The following is a 22535-nucleotide window of genomic DNA, read 5'->3' as shown; positions in this document are numbered from 1 at the left end:
AACCTCCCTCGCGGGCTTCGGCCAGACTACGCGTGCTCGGCGCCGCCGTCTCCGGTGGGGGCGACATCCGTCTCCGCAGCCGCACCCTCGTCGTCGGATGCCTCGAGCGCGGGTGCTTCCGACTGCGCGCTCACCCCGTCGGGACGGATCATCTCCTTGACCTCGGCCATGAAGCTCGTGAGCTGATGCTGCTGCCAGCGCAGTTGCCGTGTGCGATCCTCAGCGTCGCGGAGCACGCTATCGGCCTGGGTCGTCACCGCGTCGATGATGCGCTGCGCCTTCTCGCGTGCGCGCTCGAGGTGCTCGGCAGCTCGCATCCGCGCGTCAGCCTCGATCTGCTGCGCCTGCGAGCGCATGAGCTTGTCGAAGTCGTCAGCCTTCGCGGTGATCCGCTGGGCGTGCTCGAGCGCGGCAGCGACCTGCGCGTTCGCATCGGTCGTGATGCGCTCGGCGTGAGCGACTGCCTGATTGTGCAGCACCAGGAACTCCTGTTGCGCGTCATCCTGACGGCGGGTCAGCGACTCCTCGAACTCGGCAGCCCGCATCCGCAACTCCCGCACCGCTTCCTCAGCCGCAGCACGGGACTGCTCGGTCTCCCGCGCAACAGTCGCGCGGGTCGTTGCGGCGGCCTTCTCGGCCTCGGTGCGGATCGCGGCTGCTTCCTGGTCGGCCTGGACGACAGCATCCGCCGACGCCGCGGCCTCGCGCTCGAGGCGAGCGGTGTGCGCCGTCAACTCCGTCTGCATCCGAAGCCGGACCTGCTCGGCGTCGCTGTTCGCGCGCGCGATGATCTGCGCGGCATCAGCCTCGGCCTCTAGCCGACGGCTGTCACCCTCGGCACTGGCAGCCTGGAGCAGCTTGTCGGCCTGGTTCGTGGCGTTGTGGATGATCGTGCTCGCCTGCTCCTCGGCGACCCGCAGCACCTCTTCGAAATGACGCCGGTTCGGCGAGGCAGCCGACCCGTCGGCGAGCTCCTCGGTGAGCGCAGCGATGCGACTCTCGGCCTCTGCCAGTTGCGCGCGGACCGCCGTGAGATCCCCCTCAAGCCGGGCGAGGCGTTCTGTGGCGGCGTCAGCGCGCGCGGCGCTCTCGGCGGCGCGCTGCGATTCGGCGGCGAGGTTCGCGGTCAGCCGCGAGACCGCGGCATCCACGTCATCGCGGTCATAGCCACGGAACACTGTCGCGAAGCCGGCGCCCTGCGACGGCGAGAAGCTGGCGTCCGGCGCTGCATTCATGAGCTCATCGAACGGCGTCGAGAGCGATGCGTCGGTGTGAGCAGATGGGGCGTTGTCGGGCATCCGGTCCTCCGGGACATGCGGGATCAATCTCCCCCGAGCGCACACACCATACCGCGCTCAGATGACGATCAGGTAGCGGGATGCTTGGGATCGGCCGAGCGTTGCCGCACGCGCCCCCGACCCCAGTGCCGCGCGACGTACTCGACAGCCTCGTCGACAGCGAAAGATCGGGTCGAATTACCCACCCGAACCCACAGCTCCGTCGAGGCTCCGTCCTTCGCCTGCGTCACGAAAACGGGTCGCGGAGAAGGCGGACACACGATCGCGCAGACCATCGCCCCGTTGGGTGCCGTGGGGAACCGAACGATCGGCAATGCCGCGGCGTTGCGCCCGAGAAGCGTGGAGAGCATGTCGCGCAGCCACAGCTCGAAGCGGTCGGCATCCGGGGTTCGAAGGGTCGCGAGGTCACGATCCAGACCGAGCGCCTCGCCGTCGTCGCTCGCACCGACCACAAGGATTCCGCCCCCGCTGTTGAGGAACGCGGCGACGGTCTTGGCGACCACCTGCTCCATGCGCGGGTCCTTCTTGTTCTCGCGGACGTTCCAGCGCGCAGTCTCTTTGAACTCGACGCGGTCGGACTCTCCGGCGGCCAGCAGCGCCGCGATGTCGACCTTCCCCGGGTCACGTCGAAGACTGACGAACAGCCCCGAGACGGCGAAGGTGACCAGGATGCTGGAACCGAACGCGATCAGCAGCGTCAGCGGCGTCCACAGGCGCGCGTCCACGACGAACCATCCGGCGATGAACAGCCCGATCGCGGTTCCCACGACCGAGGTGAGGATCATGACCGAGAGCGACAGGGGGAGTCGCTCTCGAAACAGCCTCCGCATCGCGAGCGCGATGAGGTAGGAGATCCCCAGAGCGATCGGGAGTCCGACAGCGAACTCGACGAGCTGGACGTTGGTGGGCATCGGCGCTCCGGGGGTCAGCGCAGCGCGCCGACGCTCGCCAGCGCAAGGCGCACGAGCGTTCCCCTGCCGCCTTCCATCTCGGCCGCCAGCAAGTCGGATGCCGCTTCCTCCGGCAACATCCAGGTGACCTCGAGCGCATCCTGACGCGGCTCGCAGGTGCCGGTCACGGGCACGACGAACGCGAGCGACACCGCGTGCTGTCGGTCATCGAAGAACGGGCTCACGCCGGGAATCGGGAAGTACTCGGCGACAGTGAACGGCACGGGCTGCGGCGGCAGCAGCGGAAACGCCATCGGTCCGAGGTCGTTCTCGAGGTGACGGAACAGCGCATCACGAACCGTCTCGCCGTAGCGGACGCGCCCGGAGACGAGCGAGCGGGTGATCTCACCGAGCGGGGTAGCGCGCAGCAGGATGCCGACCTCGGTGACCAGGCCCACGCCATCCGTCCGCACCGGGAGCGCCTCGACGTAGAGCATGGGCAGGCGCCGACGCGCTTCGGCGAGTTCGATGTCGGTGAGCCATCCCGGGTTCGAGGCACTGTCGGGTGCGGGAGAACCGAAGCTCCCGTCGCCGACGGGATGCCCGGCACGACCGAACGAAGCGCCGATGCCGCCGAGCGGATCGCGGGGCGTTCCCTCGTCGTCACGCTCATTGGGGTCGGGGTCTGGGGTCCGTACCGGCATGTCTCTTGTATACCCTGAGGCCATGAGTGACATCGACACGCCGGCACTCGCCGACGACACGGTCCTCTGGTCAACCGAGCCCGAGGACCGCACAGGACGGCCACTGCTGGTTCTGCTACACGGCTACGGCTCCGACGAACGCGACCTGTTCGGGCTGAGGCCGCACCTGCCCGCCGAGGTCACGATCGCCGCCGTTCGCGCACCCCTCACACCGCCATGGCCGGCGCCCGGGTACTCCTGGTACCCCATCGAAGGGCTGGATGGCCGCGACCCGTCGCGGGTGACTGATGCCGCGCGCCGCCTCATCGACTGGGTCGACGCGCTCCCCGGCGACGACCCCGTCGGGCTTCTCGGCTTCTCCCAGGGCGCCGCGGTCTCGATGCAAGCCCTGCGCCTAGAGCCGCACCGATTCGCCTTCGCCGTGAACCTCAGCGGCTACGTCGCCCCCGGCGACCTCGAGGGCGACGCAGCGATGGCGAAGCGCCGGCCGCCGGTGTTCTGGGGCCGCGGAACGCACGATGACGTCATCCCCCCGGCGCTCGTCGAGCACACGATGCAGTGGCTTCCCGGCCACGCCACCCTCTCGGGCGGCGCGTATCCGGGACTCACCCACAGCGTCTCGGAGCAGGAGCTCACTGACGTTCGCGAGTTCCTCGACGCCCAGCTCACTGCGCTCTGACGGTCGGGGTCTAGTCCGACTGGTCGGCAAACCGTAACCCGCGCGCAACAGTTCTCCGACACGCTGTGTGCATGTCGATCAAGGTGGCTCTCGAGCACCGCACCGCGTACGAGTTCGCCCGGCCCATCTCGGTCGCCCCACACCTCGTTCGGTTGAGGCCGGCCCCGCACTCGCGAACCCCGATCGAGGCCTACTCGCTCGAGGTGTACCCGAAGAACCACTTCGTCAACTGGCAGCAGGACCCCTTCGGGAACTGGGTGGCTCGCCTGGTCTTTCCCGAGAAGGTCGATCGGCTCGAGATCACGGTGGGCCTGGTCGCAGACATGATGGTGATCAACCCGCTCGACTTCTTCATCGAGGAGTATGCAGAGCGGTTCCCCTTCTCTTACCGCCCCGACCTGGCATCCGATCTCGCCCCGTACCTTCGGCCCGTTCCCGGCAGCGGGCGCGCGGAAAGGTGGCGCGAGACGCTGCCAGCGCTGCCCGACGACGGGCTTCCGACAGTGACCTTCCTCGCCGACCTCAACGGTGCAGTACAGCAGCGGGTCGCGTACAGCGTGCGGATGGAGGCAGGAGTGCAGACCCCGAACCACACGCTGCGCAGCGGCATCGGCTCGTGCCGCGACAGCGCCTGGCTGCTCGTGAGCCTGCTGCGTCAGTACGGTCTGGCCGCGCGCTTTGTCTCGGGCTACCTCATCCAGCTCGCGCCCGATCAGGAGTCGCTCGACGGCCCCAGCGGCCCGGCCGCCGACTTCACCGACCTGCACGCGTGGGCCGAGGTCTACGTGCCGGGCGCCGGCTGGATCGGACTGGATGCCACGAGTGGCCTGTTCGCCGGCGAGGGGCACATTCCGCTGAGCGCCACGCCCGAGCCATCGTCGGCTGCCCCGATCTCGGGAGCTACCGAGCCCGTCGAGGTGGAGTTCTCGTTCCACAACGAGGTGCGCCGCATCCATGAGGACCCCCGGACGACCCGCCCCTACACCGACGCCCAGTGGCAGCGCATCGACGAGCTCGGCGAGGCCGTCGATGAACGGCTGACCGCCGCGGATGTGCGCCTGACCATGGGCGGCGAGCCGACGTTCGTCTCGGTCGATGATGCGACGGCCCCCGAATGGAACACCGACGCCGACGGCGACCACAAGCGGGAGCTCGCAGACACGCTCGCCGAGAAGCTGCGCGAGCGGTACGCGGGCGGCGGCATCGTGCACCGCGGCCAGGGCAAGTGGTACCCGGGCGAGCCGCTCCCCCGGTGGAACATCGCGCTGCAGTGGCGCAAAGACGGGGTGCCGCTGTGGAACGACCCGTCCCTGTTCGCCGACCCGTGGTCCGATGAACCCCAGCCAGGCGCGACGACGGATGCCGAAACCCTGGCCCGGCGCGTCACCCAGACCCTCGGCATCCCGAATAGCCGCCTGCTGCCCGCCTACGAAGACCCGCTCGCGGCGCTGGCGGCGGAGGTGCGCAAGCCCGCCGGTGAACCCACCGACGTCGAGGGATTCGACGAGCACGACCTCGCCGCCCTCGACCGTGATGTCGACACCCCCACCGGCTGGGTCTTGCCCCTCACGACCGACGGGCACTGGACGAGCCCCGTGTGGACGTTCCGTCGCGGCCGGCTCGTACTCAGCCCCGGAACGAGCCCCATAGGCCTGCGCCTGCCGCTGGATTCGGTGTCGTGGACACCCCCGGAGCTGACGGCAGAACCCTCGTATCTCGAAGAGTCACCGCTTCGCGAGCCCGAGATCCCGGACGTGTCGCTGCAGGGTGTGGCAACCACCGCGACCACCGCTGTCGCGTTCGAGGCCCGGGACGGCCAGGTGCACGTCTTCCTGCCGCCGGTCGCGCACCTCGAGGACTACTCCGACCTGCTGCACGTCCTCGAGCAGGCGGCGTCTGCCACCGGCATCCGTCTCGTCATCGAGGGGTACGCACCGCCGCCCGACACCCGCCTCGAGCAGCTCGTCGTGACCCCCGACCCCGGCGTCATCGAGGTGAACGTGCAGCCGGTGTCATCGTGGGCGCAGCAGCGCGAGCTGACCACGACGCTCTACGACCTGGCGCGGCGCGCTCGCCTGTCGACCGAGAAGTTCGACCTCGACGGCCTGCACACCGGCACCGGCGGCGGCAACCACATCACGATCGGCGGCATCCAGCCGATCGACTCGCCACTGCTGCGACGCCCCGACCTGCTGGCGAGCCTCATCACCTACTGGCAACGGCACCCGAGCCTGTCCTATCTCTTCTCGGGTCGGTTCATCGGGCCGACGAGCCAGGCTCCGCGTTTTGACGAAGGTCGACCCGAAGCCGTGTACGAGATGGAGGTCGCGCTCCGGGAGCTCCGGCGACTGGATGCCGAGGCCGCAGCATCCGGCGGCACCGCCCGCCCCTGGATCGTCGACCGGGCCCTCCGCCACCTGCTCACCGATATGACCGGCAACACCCACCGGGCCGAGTTCTGCATCGACAAGCTCTACAGCCCCGACTCCAGCCGCGGGAGGCTCGGGCTGCTCGAACTGCGCGGATTCGAGATGCCGCCGCATCCCGAGCTTGCCCTCGTCCAGGCTCTCCTGGTGCGAAGCCTCATCGCCTGGTTCTGGGATACGCCTTACGACGAGCCGCTCGTGCGCTGGGGAACCCGACTGCACGACGAATTCCTGCTCCCCCACGGGACGCTGCTGGACATCGAGGGCGTCGTCGACGACCTGAACCGCGCCGGCATCCCGTTCGAGCAGTCGTGGCTCGACGCCTTCGCGGAGTTCCGCTTCCCCCGCGTCGGTCTCACCAGGATCTCCGCGCCCGGAGCCCGCATCGAACTCGAGCTTCGCCAGGCGATCGAGCCCTGGCACGTGCTCGGCGAGGAGGCCACCGGATCGGGCACCGCCCGCTACGTGGACTCGTCGGTCGAGCGCATTCAGGTCACGGTGCGCGGCGTCGACGAGCGCCGACACCTCGTGACGTGCAATGGTGTACCTGTGCCTCTCACATCGACCGGCACGCTCGGCGAGTTCTACGCGGGCGTGCGCTATCGCGCCTGGCAACCGTGGTCGGCGCTGCATCCCTCGATCGAGGTGCACTCGCCGCTGACCTTCGACGTCATCGACACCCGCGCCGAAGCGAGCCTCGGCGGTGCCACTTACCACGTCGTGCACCCGGGCGGACGCGCCTACGAGCACCCGCCCGTGAACGCGTTCGAGGCCGAAGCGCGACGCGCGAGCCGCTTCGAGGCCCACGGGCACACCCCCGGCCGCGTCGACGTCGGCGCCCTCCGCGAGCGCGGCCGACACGCGGCATCCGCTGACTACCCGCACACCCTCGACCTGCGCAGGATCGCCCCGGCGTGAGCGTCCTCCGCGACTATGCCGCCGCGGTCACCCAACCCACGCTGCCCTTCGCTTCACCCCGGGGATCCTCGGCGCGCTTCGACGAGGTCATCGCCCCCGACGGCACGCTGCGCCCCGCGTGGCGCGCGATGGCGCCCGGCGCCCTGACCCTCACGATCGATGACCTGTCCCGGCTGAACCGCGAGGTCAGGGGGCTCCTCGCCGACGAGGGAGTGACCTACAACCCCGCCGACTCCGACCCCGAGCCGTGGCGCCTGGACCCGGTTCCGCTCGTGCTCGACGGCGCCGAGTGGGCGAAGCTCGATGTGGGACTGGCCCAGCGCGCCGAGCTCCTGAACGCGCTGCTCGTGGACGTCTACGGCGAGCGCCGGATGCTGCGCGAAGGCATCCTGCCTGCGGCGACCGTGCTCGGGCACGCAGGCTACGTCCGCGCAGTCGCCGGGACTGGCTCGACCGATCCGCACCCCTTGCTGTTCAGCGCCACCGACCTCGGGCGCGACGGCGATGGCGAGTGGCGAGTCATCTCCGACCGCGTGCAGGCCCCGTCGGGACTCGGGTACGCGATGGAGAACCGCCGGATCGTGTCGCAGGTCGTTCCCGAACTGTTCCATGGCGCCGCGCTTCACCGCATCGAGCCGTACTTCGATGCGTTGCGTGAAGCACTCATCGCGGCGGCCCCAGATGCCCGGCCCGATGCCCGCGTCGTCGTCCTCACCCCCGGTGCCCTATCGGAAACCGCCTACGATCAGGCCTTCCTCGCCGGCGCGCTCGGGATTCCGCTCGTGCAGGGAGCGGACCTCGTGGTGCGCGACGGGAAGGTCTGGATGAAGCCCGCGGGCTGGCCGGAGGTGGCACCACGCGAGCGCGTCGATGTCATCCTGCGCCGCGTGGATGCCGAATGGTGCGACCCCCTCGAGCTGCGGGGTAACTCGCAACTCGGCGTCGCGGGCTTGACCGAGGCGGTTCGCCGCGGTGGTGTGCGGCTGGTCAACGGCCTCGGCGCCGGCGTGCTCGAAAACCCCGCGCTGCTCCCTTTCCTTCCCGCCCTGTGTGAGCGCCTCCTCGGCGAACAGTTGCGGCTGGCGTCGACACCGACCTGGTGGTGCGGCGATCCGGGCGCGCTGGACCAGGTGACGCCCCGTCTGCTGGGAGCAGACCCGACACTCGTCGTGCGGGCCATTGACGGGCCACGGACGCCGCTGCAGGCATCCGACCCTGCCCGGCTCGTCGAGCGCATCCGACAGAGCCCCCACCGTTTCGCGGTGCAGCAACTCCTTCCGCTCTCGCAGGCACCGACGTGGCGTTCACCGGGCCAGGTGGATGCGAGGCCCGTGGTCTTGCGGACGTTTGCGCTGCGGCACCAGTCGACCTACCGCCCGCTCATCGGCGGGCTTGCCACCGCGGTCGCCGACGGCGCGCTGCCGACGGCGTCAAAGGACGTCTGGGTCCTGAAGGCGGATCCGTCAGACCTCGACCAGGGGCTGCCCGACGCAACAACCGTTGCTGTTGTCCAGTCGGTGCCCGAGGTAGCCCCGCGGGCACTCGACGACCTGTTCTGGTCGGGCCGCTACGCGGAACGGGCCGAAGACCTGTTGCGGCTCGTCCTCGCGATCCGCTCGGATGCCGACCAGCTCACCGCACCGGGACTGACCGCGGCGCAGAGCACGCAGGTGCTCGTGGGTGCCACACAGCGGCTGTGCGGCACGCGCTGGCTCGACCTCGACGACGAGTTCCGGTCGGTGCTGCTCGATGGCACGCGACCCGGCTCGGTCGCGCATTCACTCTCGCGGCTGCGGACGACCCTCGAGGGGGTGCGCGACCAACTCTCGGCCGACACGTGGCGCGTGTTCGCCGTCACCGATCGCGCCGGTGCCGCCCTCCGGATCACCCCACACGCCCACGGCATCGGCGAGGCTGCGGGGCAGATGCTCACGGCGCTGCTCGCGCTGCAGGGGACCTCGGCGAACATGATCCGTGATGCCGGCTGGCACATGATCGAGACCGGGCGAGCGATCGAGCGGGCACTGCAGATCGGCATCCTGCTGCGCGCCACGATGGTCGACCGGCTCGTCGGCGACGTCGAACAGGAAGTACTCGAAGCCGTGCTACGCGCGAGCGAAAGCGTCGTCACACACCGCCGCCGGTACCGTGGCGCGCTCTATGCGAGCGGCGTGATCGATCTTCTGGTGCGGGACCCCGAGAACCCGCGCTCACTGCGGTTCGCCGTCGCGCGCATCCGAGAGCACCTCTCCGCCCAGCCACTGTCGACCGGGTCGACACGTCCCGAGCGTCTGCTCGATCAGCTCGAGGCGCAGCTCGCGGAGGTGCAGGTCGCCGACCTCTCGATGGCTGTCGATGATCGTCGGTCCGTGCTGCACGACACCCTCACGGATGCCGACGCTCAGCTGCGCGAGATTGCACGGGCCATCGAGGCGCTGCACTTCTCCGCGGGTCCGCCGTTGCAGACCTACGCGTCACTGTCGCTGACCGAGCTCACGGGAGCACTCTCGTGAGGAGCGACGCATGAAGTACGCGGTGTCGCACCGAACGATTTACGAGTACAGCGACGATGTGCGCAACAGCCTCGGGCTCGCGCACGTCGCCCCGAGACCGGTCGCGTGGCAGCAGATCGCCTCGCACGCCGTGACGATCGATCCCGAGCCGAACGACGTCAGCCACGAGCGGGATGCCTTCGGCAACGTCGTCACCTATTTTCACGTCACCGCCCCCCACACGCGCCTGGTCGTCGACGCTCGCACCGATGTCACCGTCGGGGCACCCCGCTACGACGAGTCGGCGCTCGCGCTGCCGTGGGAGCTGTCGCGCCCGCTGCAACATCCCGATGCGCCCGGCGCCTGGGCCGCTGCCGAGTTCGCTGTGGCATCCCCGAAGGCCGAGCATGTCGCCGAGGCCCATGCCTACGCCGCGGCATCCTTGACCCCCGGGCGACCGATCGGCGAAGCAGCCACCGATCTCATGCACCGCATCAAGGCCGACTTCGACTACGACAAGACCGCGACGACGGTCACCAGCTCGGTGGCCGAGGTGTTCCGGACCCATGCGGGCGTCTGCCAGGACTTCGCGCACCTCGCCCTCGCGTGCCTGCGCAGCCACGGGGTCGCGGCGCGCTACGTCAGCGGATACCTCGCCACCCAGCCACCGCCGGGCCGCGAGCGGATCGTCGGCGCCGACGCCTCGCACGCCTGGCTCGCGGTCTGGATGCCGGGATCTGACGAGTGGCTCGCGATCGACCCGACCAACGACCAGTGGGCGAACGACCGCTACGTCACCGTCGCCTGGGGTCGGGACTACGGCGATGTCTCCCCCGTCAAGGGCATTATCTTCACCACCGCGAAGCGTTCGACCCTGCGCGTCTCGGTCGACGTCGCGCCGGTCGCGGCATCCGCCCCGGCATCCTGACTTCCCCCGCCCACCCCGCCACCCCGCCGATGCCAGGTCGCAATGGCGCGGATTGTGCGCGACACGCCGGCGCCCGGCCCGTCCGCCCGGCGCGCCGCCGAATCCGTGCGCCGTTGCGACAATCGCGCGAGAGTGAACCGCGCGAGCGCAACCCCTCCGGAAATGACTCGTTCGTGTGCGAGGATTCGCCCGTGAAGTCCTACACGTGCCGGGTCTGCGGCAATCGCCTGTTCTTCGAGAACTCCGTCTGCGTCTCGTGCGAGACGCCCCTCGGCTACTCCCGCGCCGAGCGCGACATCGTACCGCTCGCCGCCGACGATCGCACCTACACGGATGCCGAAGGCACCGTCTGGCACGTGTGCGCGAACCTCGGGCTCTCGGGTTGCACGTGGCTGACGACGGATGCCGGCGGGCTGTGCTTCAGCTGCGGTCTGACCCGTACCCGCCCGAACGACGCCGACCTCGAAGGGATCTCCAACTACGCACCCGCAGAGCGGGCCAAACGTCACCTCATCGCGGAACTCGACGAGCTCGACATCCCGATCCTCGATCGCACCGAGGACCCGCGCGGGGTAGCCTTCGACCTGCTGTCGAGCGTCGCGGAACCGGTCACGATCGGGCACGCTGACGGCGTCGTCACGATCGACCTCGCCGAGGCCGATGACGCGCACCGCGAAAAGGTACGCGCGATGCTCGACGAGCCATACCGGACGATGCTCGGTCACTTCCGGCACGAGATCGGGCACTACTACGAGTCGTTCCTGATCACGGATGACGACACTCGCGCCCGGGCGCGAGAGCTGTTCGGCGACGAGACCGAGGACTATCAAGCAGCGATCGACCGCCACTACGCCGAGGGTGCGCCCGCAGACTGGCAGCAGCACTACATCTCGCAGTACGCCACGATGCATCCGTGGGAAGACTTCGCTGAGACCTGGGCCCATTACCTGCACATCAGCGACAGCATCCAGACCGCCGAAGAGTTCGGCCTGCTCCGACCCGCACCGACAGCCTCGTTCCGCGATCGGGTCACGAAGACCTGGATGCCGCTGTCGACCGCTCTGAACATGATGAACCGGTCGATGGGCTACGACGATCTCTATCCGTTCGTACTGTCCACGCCCGTGCTCGACAAGCTCGAGTTCGTCGCCGGCCTCGCGGCAGTCTCCGCAGGGCCCGGATCAGCCGAGGACTCGGCGGCACCGGAGAGCTGACCGGCGCTGGCGTGTAGCTAACTCCTCGATCTCGGCGCCCGCGCCGCTTCCGTGCTCATGCGGTAGCGGTATGGCCCCGATCATGCTGAGTTCGCCACCGGCGACCCTGGCTAGCGTGATGCGCGCGAGCGCCGGCGAACGTGGCCGAGCAAAATGACGGCGAGCCCCGCGGTCAGCAGAGCCGCTGGCATCCCCCAGGACGGCGGCGCCGAGACTCCGGTGTCGGGTAGCCGAATCGCGGCACGACGAACTGATCGGTGAAGTACCAGATCGCACCCTGCACGGCTGCTACCTTCTCGGCATCCGTCGACAGCGCCGGCGCCCCCGAACACCACGGGGTAGTAGTTGTTGAGGATGTACGTGACGTAGTCGAGGTTCGGGACGTTCGCCGAGGACCAGTCGCCGAGTTCGTAATGCACACCGATCTCGGTCTCGGTAGTCAGATCGATGCAGTAGGTGAGGATGTCGCCCGGGCTGCTCGAGCTCGGGTCGTTGAGCACGATCTGAGCCGTCGAGAACGTCCTGCCGGTGCCGGTGATCGTCGTAGGGTAGGGCGTCTGCGGGTCGGTGATCGCGTCTCCTGGGCTCCGAACAGGCCGCCCTGGTGCCGCATCGCGACGACCGTGGCTTCGGTCGAAGCCCGCGGCGGATCGCTGACGCCGGGGCCGGTTCCTGGCTCCGCGAGGGCGGGTGCGGCGCCGATGCCGACGAGGAACGCGGTGAGAAGAGTCGCGGCGAGGACGGTTGGGGTGGTACGTCTGGGATCCTCCGTACGTCACTCTCGCACGTCCGCGCTCACAAGTGTGCGCTTCGCGTCACCCGCTCACCCGGTCTCGCCCCTCACCCAGCGTCAGGCTCACCGTCGTAGTAGTCGACGGCGTCGTCGTCACGGAAGAGCATCGTGGGGCGGGCGGTCGTGTACGCCATCGTCTTTCTCGAGTCCGGGTAGCCGATCACGTCCTGTTCGGATGTCGTGTCCAGGTCTACGTACCGGAGCGGCTCACCGCCGGTAGCCGTCATCCGGTGCGCGCCCGCCGGCCCGGGTGGAAAGACGACGACCTCCCCCGGGCCGATGTCGAATTCAGCACCCGGGGTACGCACCCGACCCGTTCCCGACAGGATGACGTAGGCCTCGGTGACGCCAGCGTGCCAGTGATATGGGTACGCCGACTGACCCGGCGGGATCTCCATGAATGAGACCTGTAGCTGAGTGCCCTCTTTGGGAACAACGACGTGCTTGGCGAACGTGAACCGTCCACGGTCGCCGTGCCGGGCCTCGAAATCATCCTGCCGTCCGTGCACCACCTGGTCGAATGCCATGGTCGCTCCTTTGCTCACCTTCACGGTACTCCCTCGGGGCGGCGCCGCCCGGTTCGTCTGTCAACTCGCTGGGGCAGCCCCGTTCGCGTCGACGTTCTGCGTCAGGGCCGGGACGAACCCCGCGATGCACAGCGTTGCTAACTCCTCAAGATCGGGCCACCCACCGTGGCCGCAGGCGCCCTGCGCAGCATCCATCGCCCGTTCTGAGGAGTTCGCTGCGGGCTGGGACCGAGACCGCCCCGGATGTCGGGGGTGGGCGGGAAGATAGAGGGATGGCGGATGTGCTCGAGAGGTTCGGTCCTGCCACGCAGGACTGGTTCCGCGGCGCATTCACCGCGCCGACCCCGGCTCAGGCCGGCGCGTGGGAGGCGATCTCGGCGGGCCGCCACGCGCTCGTGGTTGCTCCGACCGGTTCCGGCAAGACGCTCTCGGCATTCCTGTGGGCCATCGACCGTGTGTTCCGCGAGAAGGCTGAAACGCCGCAGGATGCCGCGAGCACCCGCATCCTCTACATCTCACCGCTCAAGGCTCTCGGTGTCGACGTGGAGCGCAACCTCCGCTCGCCGCTCGTCGGCATCGACCAGGCAGCCCGCCGACGAGGCTTGAGCCTTCCCGGGGTCTCGGTCGGCGTCCGCTCCGGCGACACCCCGTCGACGGAGCGCCGCAAGCTCGTCGCGACGCCGCCCGACATCCTGATCACGACCCCCGAGTCGCTCTACCTCATGCTCACGAGCCAGGCGGGCCGCACCCTCACGGGAGTCCACACGGTGATCGTCGACGAGGTTCACGCCGTCGCCGCGACCAAGCGCGGCGCGCACCTGGCCCTCAGCCTCGAGCGCCTGGACGCCATGATCCGCGCCGAGAGGCCGGATGCGGCATCCGTGCAGCGCATCGGCCTATCGGCAACGGTGCGACCGATCGACGAGATTGCCCGGTTCCTCGGGGGCGCAGCCCCGGTCGAGATCGTCGCGCCGCCGGCATCCAAAACCTTCGAGATGCGGGTCACGGTCCCGGTCGAAGACATGCTCAACCCACCGCCGGCCGCGGCATCCACCACGGGTGGGCCAGGCGTGCGGTCGACGGATGCCACAGCACCGACCTCCGGGCAAGGCGAAGACTGGTTCGCCCCCGCCGGCGGAGCCGCCGCGCGCCCCGAGAGCACGGAGATGACCGGATCGGTCTGGCCGCACGTCGAAGAGGCGATCGTCGACCGGGTCCTCCAGCACCGGTCGACGATCGTCTTCGCCAACTCTCGGCGCCTGGCGGAGCGCCTCACCGCGAGACTCAACGAGATCTACGCCGAGCGGCTCGGTATCGACCTCCCCGAACCGACGATCGCCGCAGCGATGCCCGCGCAGAGCGGCCAGACGGCCGGGGCTGAGGCCGTGCTCGCGAAGGCTCACCACGGCTCCGTCTCGAAGGAGCAACGCGCACTCGTCGAAGAAGAGCTGAAGTCCGGCATCCTGCGCTGCGTCGTCGCAACCAGCAGCCTCGAGCTCGGCATCGACATGGGAGCCGTCGACCTCGTCATTCAGGTCGAGGCGCCGCCGAGCGCGGCATCCGGCCTGCAACGCATCGGCCGCGCCGGGCACCAGGTCGGCGAGATCAGCCGGGCCTCCCTGTTCCCCAAGCACCGCTCGGACGTGCTGCACACCGCGATCGTGACCGAACGGATGCTGGCGGGCCAGATCGAGGCGATCCAGGTGCCCCAGAATCCGCTCGACATCCTCGCGCAGCAGACGGTCGCAGCGGCGGCCCTGGCGCCCCTCCACGTCGAGGAGTGGTTCGAGACCGTCAAGCGCAGCGCTCCCTTCCGCGCACTTCCTCGTTCCGCGTTCGAGGCAACCCTCGACCTGCTGGCCGGCAGGTTTCCCTCGGATGAGTTCGCTGAACTCCGCCCACGCGTCGTATGGGATCGGGATGCCGGGACCCTCACCGGCCGCCCCGGCGCCCAACGCATCGCGGTCACAAGCGGGGGGACGATCCCCGACCGCGGCATGTTCGGCGTTTTCGTCGCGGGCGAGAGCCAGAACGCTCGCGTCGGCGAGCTCGACGAAGAGATGGTCTACGAGTCGCGCGTGAACGATGTCTTCACGCTCGGCACGACCAGTTGGCGGATCGTCGAGATCACCCACGATCGCGTCAATGTCCTCCCCGCCTATGGTCAACCGGGCCGGGTGCCGTTCTGGCACGGCGACGGCATCGGCCGTCCCGCTGAACTCGGCGAGGCACTCGGCGCCTTCACCCGTGAGATCGCCGCCGCGGCACCGCCTGCCGCCGACGCCCGGCTCACGGATGCCGGACTCGACGCCAACGCGAAAACCAACCTGCTCGCGTACCTCGCCGATCAGCGCGAAGCCACCGGCACCCTGCCGACCGACCGGAGCCTCACTGTCGAACGCGGCCGCGACGAGGTCGGCGATTGGCGTGTCATCCTGCATTCCCCGTACGGCATGCAAGTCCACGCGCCATGGGCGCTTGCGGTCAACGCGAGGATCCGGGAGCGGCTCGGTGTCGAGGGATCCGCCGTTGCGAGCGACGACGGCATCATCGCGCGCGTTCCCGACACCACGAGCGAGCCGCCCGGCGCCGAGCTGTTCGTCTTTGACGCCGACGAGCTCGAGCCACTCATCACGCAAGAGGTCGGCGGGTCTGCCCTGTTCGCGTCCCGTTTCCGCGAGTGCGCGGCCCGGGCGCTTCTGATGCCCCGGATGAATCCGAACCGCCGTAGCCCGCTGTGGCAACAGCGGCAACGGTCAGCCCAGTTGCTCGAGGTAGCCCGTCGGCATCCGACATTCCCCGTGATCCTCGAAACGCTGCGCGAAGTTCTACAGGACGTGTACGACGTGCCCGCGCTGCTTCGGATCGTCCGGTCGATCGCCGACCGCCGCATCCGCCTCATCGAGGTCGAGACTCCACAGCCCTCGCCGTTCGCGCGAGACCTGCTGTTCGGCTACGTCGGCGCGTTCATGTACGAGGGCGACTCGCCCCTTGCCGAACGCCGCGCCGCCGCGCTGGCCGTCGACCCTGCCCTGCTGTCGGAGCTGCTCGGCACCGTGGAGATGCGCGAGCTTCTCGACCCCGACGTCATCACCCAGTTCGAATCCGAGGCGCAGCACGTCGCGCCGGACCGCCGGGTCCGCGGGCTCGAGGGCGTCGCCGACCTGCTCCGACTGCTCGGGCCGCTGTCTGCCGCGGAGGTAGCCGAGAGGCTGCAGGCGGGATCCGGCACTGCCACCGAGGCGGTACCTGCTGAGGTCGAGGGGCACGGACCCGCGGCCACGGTTCCCGAAGCATCAGCCCACCTCGAAGCACTCGTCGCCAGTCGCCGCGCGATCGGAGTCACGATCGCCGGTATCGACCGGGTGGCAGCCATCGAAGATGCCGGGCGCCTGCGCGACGCTCTCGGCATCCCGTTGCCCGTCGGCATCCCGGTCGCCTTCCTCGAACCGGTAGCAGACCCCCTCGGCGACCTGGTGGCCCGGCACGCGCGCACCCACGGACCCTTCACGACGGATGCCGTCGCCGAACGGCTGGGTATCGGAACTGCCGTCGCACGACTGACACTGCAACGCCTCGAGGCGCAAGGTCGCATCACCAGCGGGTTCTTCTTGCCAGCATCCGCGGCACTGGACGGCGGCGAGAACGAGTGGTGCGACTCCGAGGTGCTGCGTCGGCTGCGGATGCGCTCGCTCGCAGCGATCCGCGGAAGCATCGAACCCGTGCCGCAGGCGGCGCTCGCCCGGTTCCTCCCTGCCTGGCAGCACCTCACCCGCCCGCTCGAGGGCATCGACGGCGTGCTCGCAGTGATCGAGCAGCTAGCCGGGGTCCCGATTCCCGCTAGCGCCTGGGAGTCGCTCGTCCTGCCGGGCCGCGTTCGCGACTATCGCGCCGCGCTGCTTGATGAACTCACCGCTACGGGCGAGGTCATCTGGTCGGGGCACGGCACCCTCCCCGGGCGCGACGGATGGATCGCGCTACATCCCGCAGACAGCGTCGCCCTGAGCCTTCTCCCTCAAACCGACGACGACATCGCCGCCGACTCGCTCGAGGCACGCATCCTCGACGCACTCACCGGCGGCGGTGCATACTTCGCCGGGCAGCTTCGCGCCCTGACTGACGCCGCCAACGAGCAGTCGGTCATCGAGGCGCTCTGGGCCCTGACATGGGCGGGGCGGGTCACGAACGATACGTTCGCTCCGGTGCGCGCCCTGCTGTCGGGCGGCTCCCAGGCGCACCGCAGTGCACGGCGCGCTCCCCGTGCGCGGATGTTTCGCGGGTCATCCATCGCCGGGGCCGTCCCCCGTCCGGCCGCGAGCAGCTCGCGCGGCGGCGGGACCAGTGCGGGGGCGAGCGGCCGGTGGTCGCTTCTTCCCGAGCCCGAGCCGGACGCAACCCTGCGGGCTGCTGCGACTGCCGGCATCCTGCTCGACCGCTACGGAGTGGTCACCCGCGGCTCGGTGCAGAGCGAGGCGGTCCCTGGTGGTTTCGCGCAGGTGTACCGCACCCTCGCGGATGCCGAACGCGCCGGACACTGTCGTCGGGGATACCTCGTCGAAAAGCTCGGCGGCGCCCAGTTCGCGGCATCCGCGACCGTCGACCGCTTGCGCGAGTTCTCGGCAGTCGCCGATCCTGCCCCGCGCACGGCGGTCACGCTTGCTGCCACCGACCCCGCAAACGCCTACGGCGCCGCTCTCGCCTGGCCGACCCTTGAGGGCGTCGGACATCGCCCGGGCCGCAAGGCGGGAGCTCTCGTGACACTGGTCGATGGGGAGCTGGCGCTCTACCTCGAGCGCGGCGGCAAGTCGGCCCTCGTCTTCAGCACCGACGATGACGTGGTGACGGCAGCGACCACTGACCTCGCCGCCACGGCGCGGGCGCGGCACCTCGACACCCTCACGGTCGAGCAGGTGAACGGCGACCCGATCTTCGGCACGGCCTTCGCCCGCGCCCTGCGCCACGCAGGCTTCGTCGAGACCCCGCGCGGCCTCACCCTGCGCAAAGCCTCGGGGGCGCCGCGTGCCTGAGGGCGACACCGTCTTTCGTGCCGCACGGATGCTGCACTCAGCGCTCGCGGGCGGCACGGTGACGCGGTTCGACCTGCGGGTACCGCAGCTGGCGACCGCCGACCTGACGGGAGAACAGGTCCACGGGGTCGCGGCGCGCGGGAAGCACCTGCTCGCGCGCATCGGGCCGTGGACGCTGCACTCGCACCTCAAGATGGAGGGCGAGTGGCACGTCTACCGCCCCGGGGAGCGCTGGCGGGCGCCGGCCTTTCGGGCACGGGCTATCGTCGCGACGACGGATGCCGAAGCCGTCGGCTTCGACCTCGCCGAGATCGCACTTGTGCCGACCGATCACGAGGACGAGCTCGTCGGATACCTGGGCCCCGACCCCCTCAGCGGCGGATGGGACCTCGACGAAGCTACCCGGCGCGTGGGCGCGGACCCGCGGGCGATCCACGTCGCGGTGCTCGATCAGCGCAACGTCGCCGGGTTCGGGAACGTGTACGCCAACGAGATGCTGTTCGTGCGCGGCATCCACCCCGAAACACCCGGGACACGGGTCGACGCGCGTGCCCTGCTCGAGGTCGGCACGCGAATGATCCGCGCGAACCGCGACCGCGTCGAGCGCACGTTCACGGGCGTCGACCGGAGGGGTGAGCGGATGTGGGTCTACGGCCGCGAGAGAAGGCCATGCCGTCGATGCGGAACGCCGGTTCTCGCCGGTGCGCTCGGCGCCGACGCCACGCGGGAACGCAACGTCTTCTGGTGCCCGCGCTGCCAGACCTGACGCGCTGCGCGCCCGCGACGTCCGCGAGGTCAGTGGCCGATGTACCGCCCCGGGCGGTGATTCATCGCCAGCACCAGGTTGAGGACGACAGCGCCCAGCGCGCTCAGCACGACGTTGGGCCACGGCACCACCAGCAGGGCAGCGGTGACGATGATGACGTCGAAGATCATCTGGGTCCATCCGGCGCGGAATCCCCACCGGTCCTGCACGATGAGGGCGACGATGTTGATCCCACCGAGGCTCGCTCGGTGCCGGAAGAGGATCAGCAGACCCACCCCTGCCAACAGGTTCCCGCCGAGGGTTCCGTAGATCGGATTGAGGTCATCGATCGTGAACAAGGCGTGGTGTACGACTGACCAACCTGAGACCATCGCGATCGCAATGACGGTCCTGATCGTGAAGCTCCAGCCGCGCTGCCACACGGCCAGCACGGCGAAAGGCAGGTTGATGAGCAGAAAAAGCATCCAGAACGGCAACCCGGATGCGTACTGGATCAGCAGCGCGAGTCCCGCTGTGCCTCCGGTGACAGCCTCGGAGGACTGCAACAGGTAGAGGCCCAGTGATGCGGTGAAGGTTCCGGTGAGGATGCCGAGAACATCCTCCGCCGGCGAATGCGCGGTGGCCCGCTCATCAAACACAAGAGTGCGGGTGGCTTCTGGCGCAGGGGGCGAGGACTGATCCGGGGTCTCCGAATCCGTGTCATGCGCGTCGCCGAGATCGTCGGTTGGCATGCTGTCCATTCTCTGCCAATCCGATGTCGGGACCGTTCCGAAGAGATGTCAAGCCGGGAGACGACGAACCCGAGATCCGGCACCATTGCCGCTACAGAGAGTTCAGCGGCAAGCGGATGCAGGGGAATGAATCTCCGTACCACGGCGTTGGGGATCGTACTGGGGCCGAACGGCCCCGTGGAGGAGATCGTGGGCAAGAACTACGTCGACATCGAGAACGACCACGGCGAGACACTGCGGTATCGCAAACACGCCAATGGCCGAGGACTGATCGCGCACGGGGCCAAGGTGCACCCAACAGCGATCGTCGAGGCTGGGGCGTATGTCGAACCGGGAGTTCAGATCGCTGCGGGAGCCCGGATCGGTCGCGGTGTGTGGATCGAGTCGGATGCCCTGATCGGTCCGGAGGTCGTGGTTGCGCCGCACGCGCACATCGGCCCGGGCGCGGCTGTCGGCGCCGGCTCGAAGATCGGCATCCGAACCGTTATCGGCGCTCACGCGCGCGTCGCCGTCGGCTCACTCCTGGGCGACGACGAGATCGTGGGCGAAAACGAGCGGGTCGCCACCGACCGTCGCGGCCTCCGGCTCGCCGCCTGAGCTGCACCGACTCACCACCGGCGTCGTGGCGGTAGCCTGACGGGATGGCCAGGCGCGACCGATCCTCCCGAACACGGGATGTGTCGGCACCCGCAGGCCCGCCTCCGGCTGAGGTGTTTCGTCTCGGTGCTGTAGCCGGGGCGACACCGGGCAAGTGGATCTCGCTGTGGCGAGAACGGATGCCGCGCACGCGGCTGGAGCTGCTGGAGATCGCTCCGACTTCACAGCGAGATCGGCTTCTGGCGGGGAGCGTTGACGCGGCACTCGTCCGACTTCCGATCGACAAGACTGACCTTCACGTCATCCCGCTCTATGACGAGGTCCCGGTCGTGGTCTTCTCGAACGACTCCACCCTGTCGGTCGCGGAAGAACTCTCGCCCGCCGACCTGTCAGGCGAGGTGCTCATCATCGCGGAGGATGACGTCCTGCAGCCGGCAGTCCCGGAAACCGTCGCGCCCGGTTTCGCCGCCCCCGCAGACACGAAGGCGGCTGTCGAACTGGCGGCGACGGGTGTCGGCATCCTGATCGTCCCGATGTCGCTCGCACGGCTGCATCACCGCAAAGACGTTGCGTACCGGCCCCTCTCGGGCGGTCCCGTCTCGAGCGTCGCGCTGGTGTGGGTTGCCGAGCGCACCACGCCAGAGGTCGAAGCCTTCATCGGTATCGTGCGCGGTCGCAGCGTCAATTCATCCCGCTCGTAGCCTGCCCGGATGCGGTGCCGAGGCGCTCGCGGAGGTAGCAGAAATCCGCAGCATAGGAGGTTTTGCGCCGGAAACGACCGACCTCCGCGATCTTTCCTACGTCGGGGATGCGTGCCTGGCAGCTCAGGTGGCGCCCTGGGGCGGATGCCGAACCAGCTCGACCCGCTCGCGAACGTAGCTCTCGGCATCCATGAAGCCGCCGGCAGTGCTCCAGCGCACCCGGAGCTGCCCGTCGATGACGGCCAGCGGCGCACTCCCGATGGATGCCAGGTCGCCGAGCGACGAGACATCGATCCGGCGCCACCCGAGGTGCACGGCGGTACCGGGCAGGATGCCGCCACGAAACGCCGCCTCGGCGAGCCCAGCCCGCGCACGCTGGGACTCCGCGGTGTATCCGCGGCGCGCCGGCTCCCGCGACCTCACGATCTCGCCGGTCGCGTAGAGGTCGACGGGGCCGAGCAGGAGCACGCCGAGATGCCATGCCTCATCGCGGAGGACGACCCTCGGTGCGCGCGGAATGCCCAGCATCCGTGGTGTCACTACCTCGCCGAGCAGCTCCCGCGGCGCCGCGGCGAGTTCAGCTCTGGCCCACGCGAGCAGACCGGGCAGATCAGCTGGTTTCACCGCGCTAGACCGCGTCATCCAGCTCGGCGGGAACGCGGCTGACGCGCTCGCCTCGCAACAGCATTCCGATGAGCGGATAGATCAGCACCGACAGCATTCCCGCGGTCACGAACAGGGCTGCCTGCGCCGAGGTGAGGAGATTCTCGTCCACGCCGATCGCGGTGACGGCGACGATGATCGGCAGGCCCGTCGCACCCAAGAGACCAAGAGCGATCCGATCGCGCACGCGCGACCCCGGCGGTGCGACGAGCATCGACGGCACACCGCGCACGATCAGCAACGCCACGAGGACGACGGGCACGAACAGCAGCAGCGCGGGGTTTGCCAGCAGTGCCGCGAGGTCGAAGGTGACGCCGGTGTAGATGAAGAAGATCGGCACGAGGAATCCGAAGGCGATCCCCTCGATCTTGCTCTCGACAGCCTCACGGTTCTCCTCGGATGCGTCGCGCATCATGAGCTGCCACACGATTCCTGCGGTGAACGCCCCGAGCAGGATGTCGAGATCGAGCGCAATACTCAGGGCGAGCAGCGCCCCGAGGATCAGGAACACGACACGGATCGCGTACTGTCCCGACGTGTGCAACGTCGCGCTGACCACGCGGTGCATCATCCCGTGCGGGATCCGGAAGGCGAGCCAGATCGCAAGCCCCGCGATCACGAGGAAGGCAGCGAGCACGATCGAGGCGACGCCCGGGTCTCGCCCGCCGAGGAAGACGGAGATCGCGACCAGCGGACCGAACTCGCCCACCGCGCCGACTGCCGCAACCGCCTTGCCGAACGGAGTCTTCAGTTCGCCGGCGTCGCGAAGGATGGGAAGGATCGTCCCGAGGGCCGTCGACGACAGCGCGATGCCGATGATGATCGCCGCGCCCAGCGGGCCGACGAGCAGGCCGATCAGGATGCCGATCCCGAGCGAGAGCAGCCATCCGACCGCGGCGTTGCGGCCGGTTCGCCCGCGGAAGGCCGTGAAGTCGAGTTCGGATCCTGCGACGAAGAACAGCATCGCGAGTCCGAACTGAGCGAGGGCCGCGAAGAAGTCGACCGGCTCCACCCAGGCGAGCACGGACGGCCCGACCAGGATGCCGAGCACGAGTTCGAACACGACGATCGGAACCGCGAACCACCGCCCGATCACCCGGGTCAGCAGCGGTGCGAGCGCTGCCAGAAGCGGGATGATCAGGAGATTCGCGGACATCCCTTCACGATAGCGAGCACCAGCC

17 protein-coding genes are annotated in these 22535 nt (G+C 69.2%); 9 read left to right on the top strand and 8 right to left on the bottom strand.

The annotated features are described in order from the left end of the window. Positions 1 to 26 precede the first annotated feature (26 nt). From AADH62_RS04545 to AADH62_RS04535, 3 genes are all read right to left on the bottom strand, one after another. Positions 27 to 1298 (bottom strand): cell division initiation protein, encoded by a 1272-nt coding sequence (locus AADH62_RS04545; RefSeq protein WP_341578457.1) that lies wholly within the window; start codon positions 1296 to 1298, stop codon positions 27 to 29. A 68-nt stretch (positions 1299 to 1366) separates the two neighbouring features. After that, a complete protein-coding gene (locus tag AADH62_RS04540) occupies positions 1367 to 2209 on the bottom strand; it encodes an ATP-binding protein (RefSeq protein WP_341578456.1) in 843 nt (280 codons plus the stop codon). A gap of 14 nt (positions 2210 to 2223) precedes the next feature. After that, positions 2224 to 2892 carry an NUDIX hydrolase family protein gene (locus AADH62_RS04535; protein WP_341578455.1) on the bottom strand — a complete coding sequence of 223 codons (669 nt, stop codon included), beginning with the start codon at positions 2890 to 2892 and terminating at the stop codon, positions 2224 to 2226. Positions 2893 to 2914: 22 nt separating this feature from the next. Between AADH62_RS04535 and AADH62_RS04530 the strand changes: the two genes are divergently transcribed. From AADH62_RS04530 to AADH62_RS04510, 5 genes are all read left to right on the top strand, one after another. After that, complete coding sequence (locus tag AADH62_RS04530) at positions 2915 to 3571, top strand: alpha/beta hydrolase (RefSeq protein WP_341578454.1); 657 nt, start codon at positions 2915 to 2917, stop codon at positions 3569 to 3571. A gap of 71 nt (positions 3572 to 3642) precedes the next feature. Beyond that, a complete protein-coding gene (locus AADH62_RS04525) occupies positions 3643 to 6915 on the top strand; it encodes a transglutaminase family protein (protein WP_341578452.1) in 3273 nt (1090 codons plus the stop codon). Then, positions 6912 to 9428 carry a circularly permuted type 2 ATP-grasp protein gene (locus AADH62_RS04520; protein WP_341578451.1) on the top strand — a complete coding sequence of 839 codons (2517 nt, stop codon included), beginning with the start codon at positions 6912 to 6914 and terminating at the stop codon, positions 9426 to 9428. Before AADH62_RS04525 ends, AADH62_RS04520 begins: the two co-directional genes overlap by 4 nt. A 10-nt stretch (positions 9429 to 9438) precedes the next feature. Then, a complete protein-coding gene (locus AADH62_RS04515) occupies positions 9439 to 10335 on the top strand; it encodes a transglutaminase family protein (protein ID WP_341578450.1) in 897 nt (298 codons plus the stop codon). Positions 10336 to 10526: 191 nt separating this feature from the next. After that, complete coding sequence (locus tag AADH62_RS04510) at positions 10527 to 11549, top strand: zinc-binding metallopeptidase family protein (RefSeq protein WP_341578449.1); 1023 nt, start codon at positions 10527 to 10529, stop codon at positions 11547 to 11549. Between the two features lie 110 nt (positions 11550 to 11659). Here the strand turns inward: AADH62_RS04510 and AADH62_RS04505 are convergent, their stop codons facing one another. Beyond that, positions 11660 to 12049: a hypothetical protein gene (locus AADH62_RS04505; protein ID WP_341578448.1), complete on the bottom strand. Its 390-nt coding sequence runs from the start codon at positions 12047 to 12049 to the stop codon at positions 11660 to 11662. A gap of 340 nt (positions 12050 to 12389) precedes the next feature. Continuing rightward, positions 12390 to 12869 (bottom strand): cupin domain-containing protein, encoded by a 480-nt coding sequence (locus AADH62_RS04500; RefSeq protein WP_228177378.1) that lies wholly within the window; start codon positions 12867 to 12869, stop codon positions 12390 to 12392. A 272-nt stretch (positions 12870 to 13141) separates the two neighbouring features. Here AADH62_RS04500 and AADH62_RS04495 point away from each other — a divergent pair, with 272 nt between their 5' ends. Together AADH62_RS04495 and AADH62_RS04490 are read left to right on the top strand one after the other, a co-directional pair. Next, positions 13142 to 17896 carry an ATP-dependent helicase gene (locus tag AADH62_RS04495; RefSeq protein ID WP_341578446.1) on the top strand — a complete coding sequence of 1585 codons (4755 nt, stop codon included), beginning with the start codon at positions 13142 to 13144 and terminating at the stop codon, positions 17894 to 17896. Continuing rightward, a complete protein-coding gene (locus AADH62_RS04490) occupies positions 17889 to 18662 on the top strand; it encodes a DNA-formamidopyrimidine glycosylase family protein (protein WP_341578444.1) in 774 nt (257 codons plus the stop codon). Before AADH62_RS04495 ends, AADH62_RS04490 begins: the two co-directional genes overlap by 8 nt. 29 nt (positions 18663 to 18691) lie before the next feature. Here AADH62_RS04490 and AADH62_RS04485 read toward each other — a convergent pair whose 3' ends face one another. After that, positions 18692 to 19393: a YitT family protein gene (locus AADH62_RS04485; protein ID WP_341578443.1), complete on the bottom strand. Its 702-nt coding sequence runs from the start codon at positions 19391 to 19393 to the stop codon at positions 18692 to 18694. 189 nt (positions 19394 to 19582) lie between these two features. Here AADH62_RS04485 and AADH62_RS04480 point away from each other — a divergent pair, with 189 nt between their 5' ends. Together AADH62_RS04480 and AADH62_RS04475 are read left to right on the top strand one after the other, a co-directional pair. Then, complete coding sequence (locus AADH62_RS04480; protein ID WP_425355645.1) at positions 19583 to 19990, top strand: transferase; 408 nt, start codon at positions 19583 to 19585, stop codon at positions 19988 to 19990. A 44-nt stretch (positions 19991 to 20034) separates the two neighbouring features. After that, complete coding sequence (locus AADH62_RS04475; RefSeq protein WP_341578440.1) at positions 20035 to 20691, top strand: LysR family substrate-binding domain-containing protein; 657 nt, start codon at positions 20035 to 20037, stop codon at positions 20689 to 20691. A gap of 123 nt (positions 20692 to 20814) precedes the next feature. Here the strand turns inward: AADH62_RS04475 and AADH62_RS04470 are convergent, their stop codons facing one another. Together AADH62_RS04470 and AADH62_RS04465 are read right to left on the bottom strand one after the other, a co-directional pair. After that, entirely contained in the window at positions 20815 to 21315 is a 501-nt protein-coding gene (locus AADH62_RS04470; protein ID WP_341578439.1) for a glutaminase, read from the bottom strand. Between the two features lie 4 nt (positions 21316 to 21319). Further along, a complete protein-coding gene (locus tag AADH62_RS04465) occupies positions 21320 to 22510 on the bottom strand; it encodes a cation:proton antiporter (protein WP_228177385.1) in 1191 nt (396 codons plus the stop codon). Positions 22511 to 22535 lie beyond the last annotated feature (25 nt).

The organism is Microbacterium schleiferi, from assembly GCF_038150145.1.
Lineage (GTDB): Bacteria > Actinomycetota > Actinomycetes > Actinomycetales > Microbacteriaceae > Microbacterium > Microbacterium schleiferi_B.
This window is presented reverse-complemented; position numbering and strand designations above follow the sequence as displayed.

Bases quoted from the DNA above. Each gene is read 5' to 3' on its own strand.
- AADH62_RS04530 (WP_341578454.1), top strand. From the start codon at position 2,915: ATGAGTGACATCGACACGCCGGCACTCGCCGACGACACGGTCCTCTGG.
- AADH62_RS04540 (WP_341578456.1), bottom strand. From the start codon at position 2,209: ATGCCCACCAACGTCCAGCTCGTCGAGTTCGCTGTCGGACTCCCGATC.
- AADH62_RS04535 (WP_341578455.1), bottom strand. From the start codon at position 2,892: ATGCCGGTACGGACCCCAGACCCCGACCCCAATGAGCGTGACGACGAG.
- AADH62_RS04500 (WP_228177378.1), bottom strand. From the start codon at position 12,869: ATGGCATTCGACCAGGTGGTGCACGGACGGCAGGATGATTTCGAGGCC.
- AADH62_RS04545 (WP_341578457.1), bottom strand. From the start codon at position 1,298: ATGCCCGACAACGCCCCATCTGCTCACACCGACGCATCGCTCTCGACG.
- AADH62_RS04465 (WP_228177385.1), bottom strand. From the start codon at position 22,510: ATGTCCGCGAATCTCCTGATCATCCCGCTTCTGGCAGCGCTCGCACCG.
- AADH62_RS04525 (WP_341578452.1), top strand. From the start codon at position 3,643: ATGTCGATCAAGGTGGCTCTCGAGCACCGCACCGCGTACGAGTTCGCC.
- AADH62_RS04475 (WP_341578440.1), top strand. From the start codon at position 20,035: ATGGCCAGGCGCGACCGATCCTCCCGAACACGGGATGTGTCGGCACCC.
- AADH62_RS04485 (WP_341578443.1), bottom strand. From the start codon at position 19,393: ATGCCAACCGACGATCTCGGCGACGCGCATGACACGGATTCGGAGACC.
- AADH62_RS04495 (WP_341578446.1), top strand. From the start codon at position 13,142: ATGGCGGATGTGCTCGAGAGGTTCGGTCCTGCCACGCAGGACTGGTTC.
- AADH62_RS04515 (WP_341578450.1), top strand. From the start codon at position 9,439: ATGAAGTACGCGGTGTCGCACCGAACGATTTACGAGTACAGCGACGAT.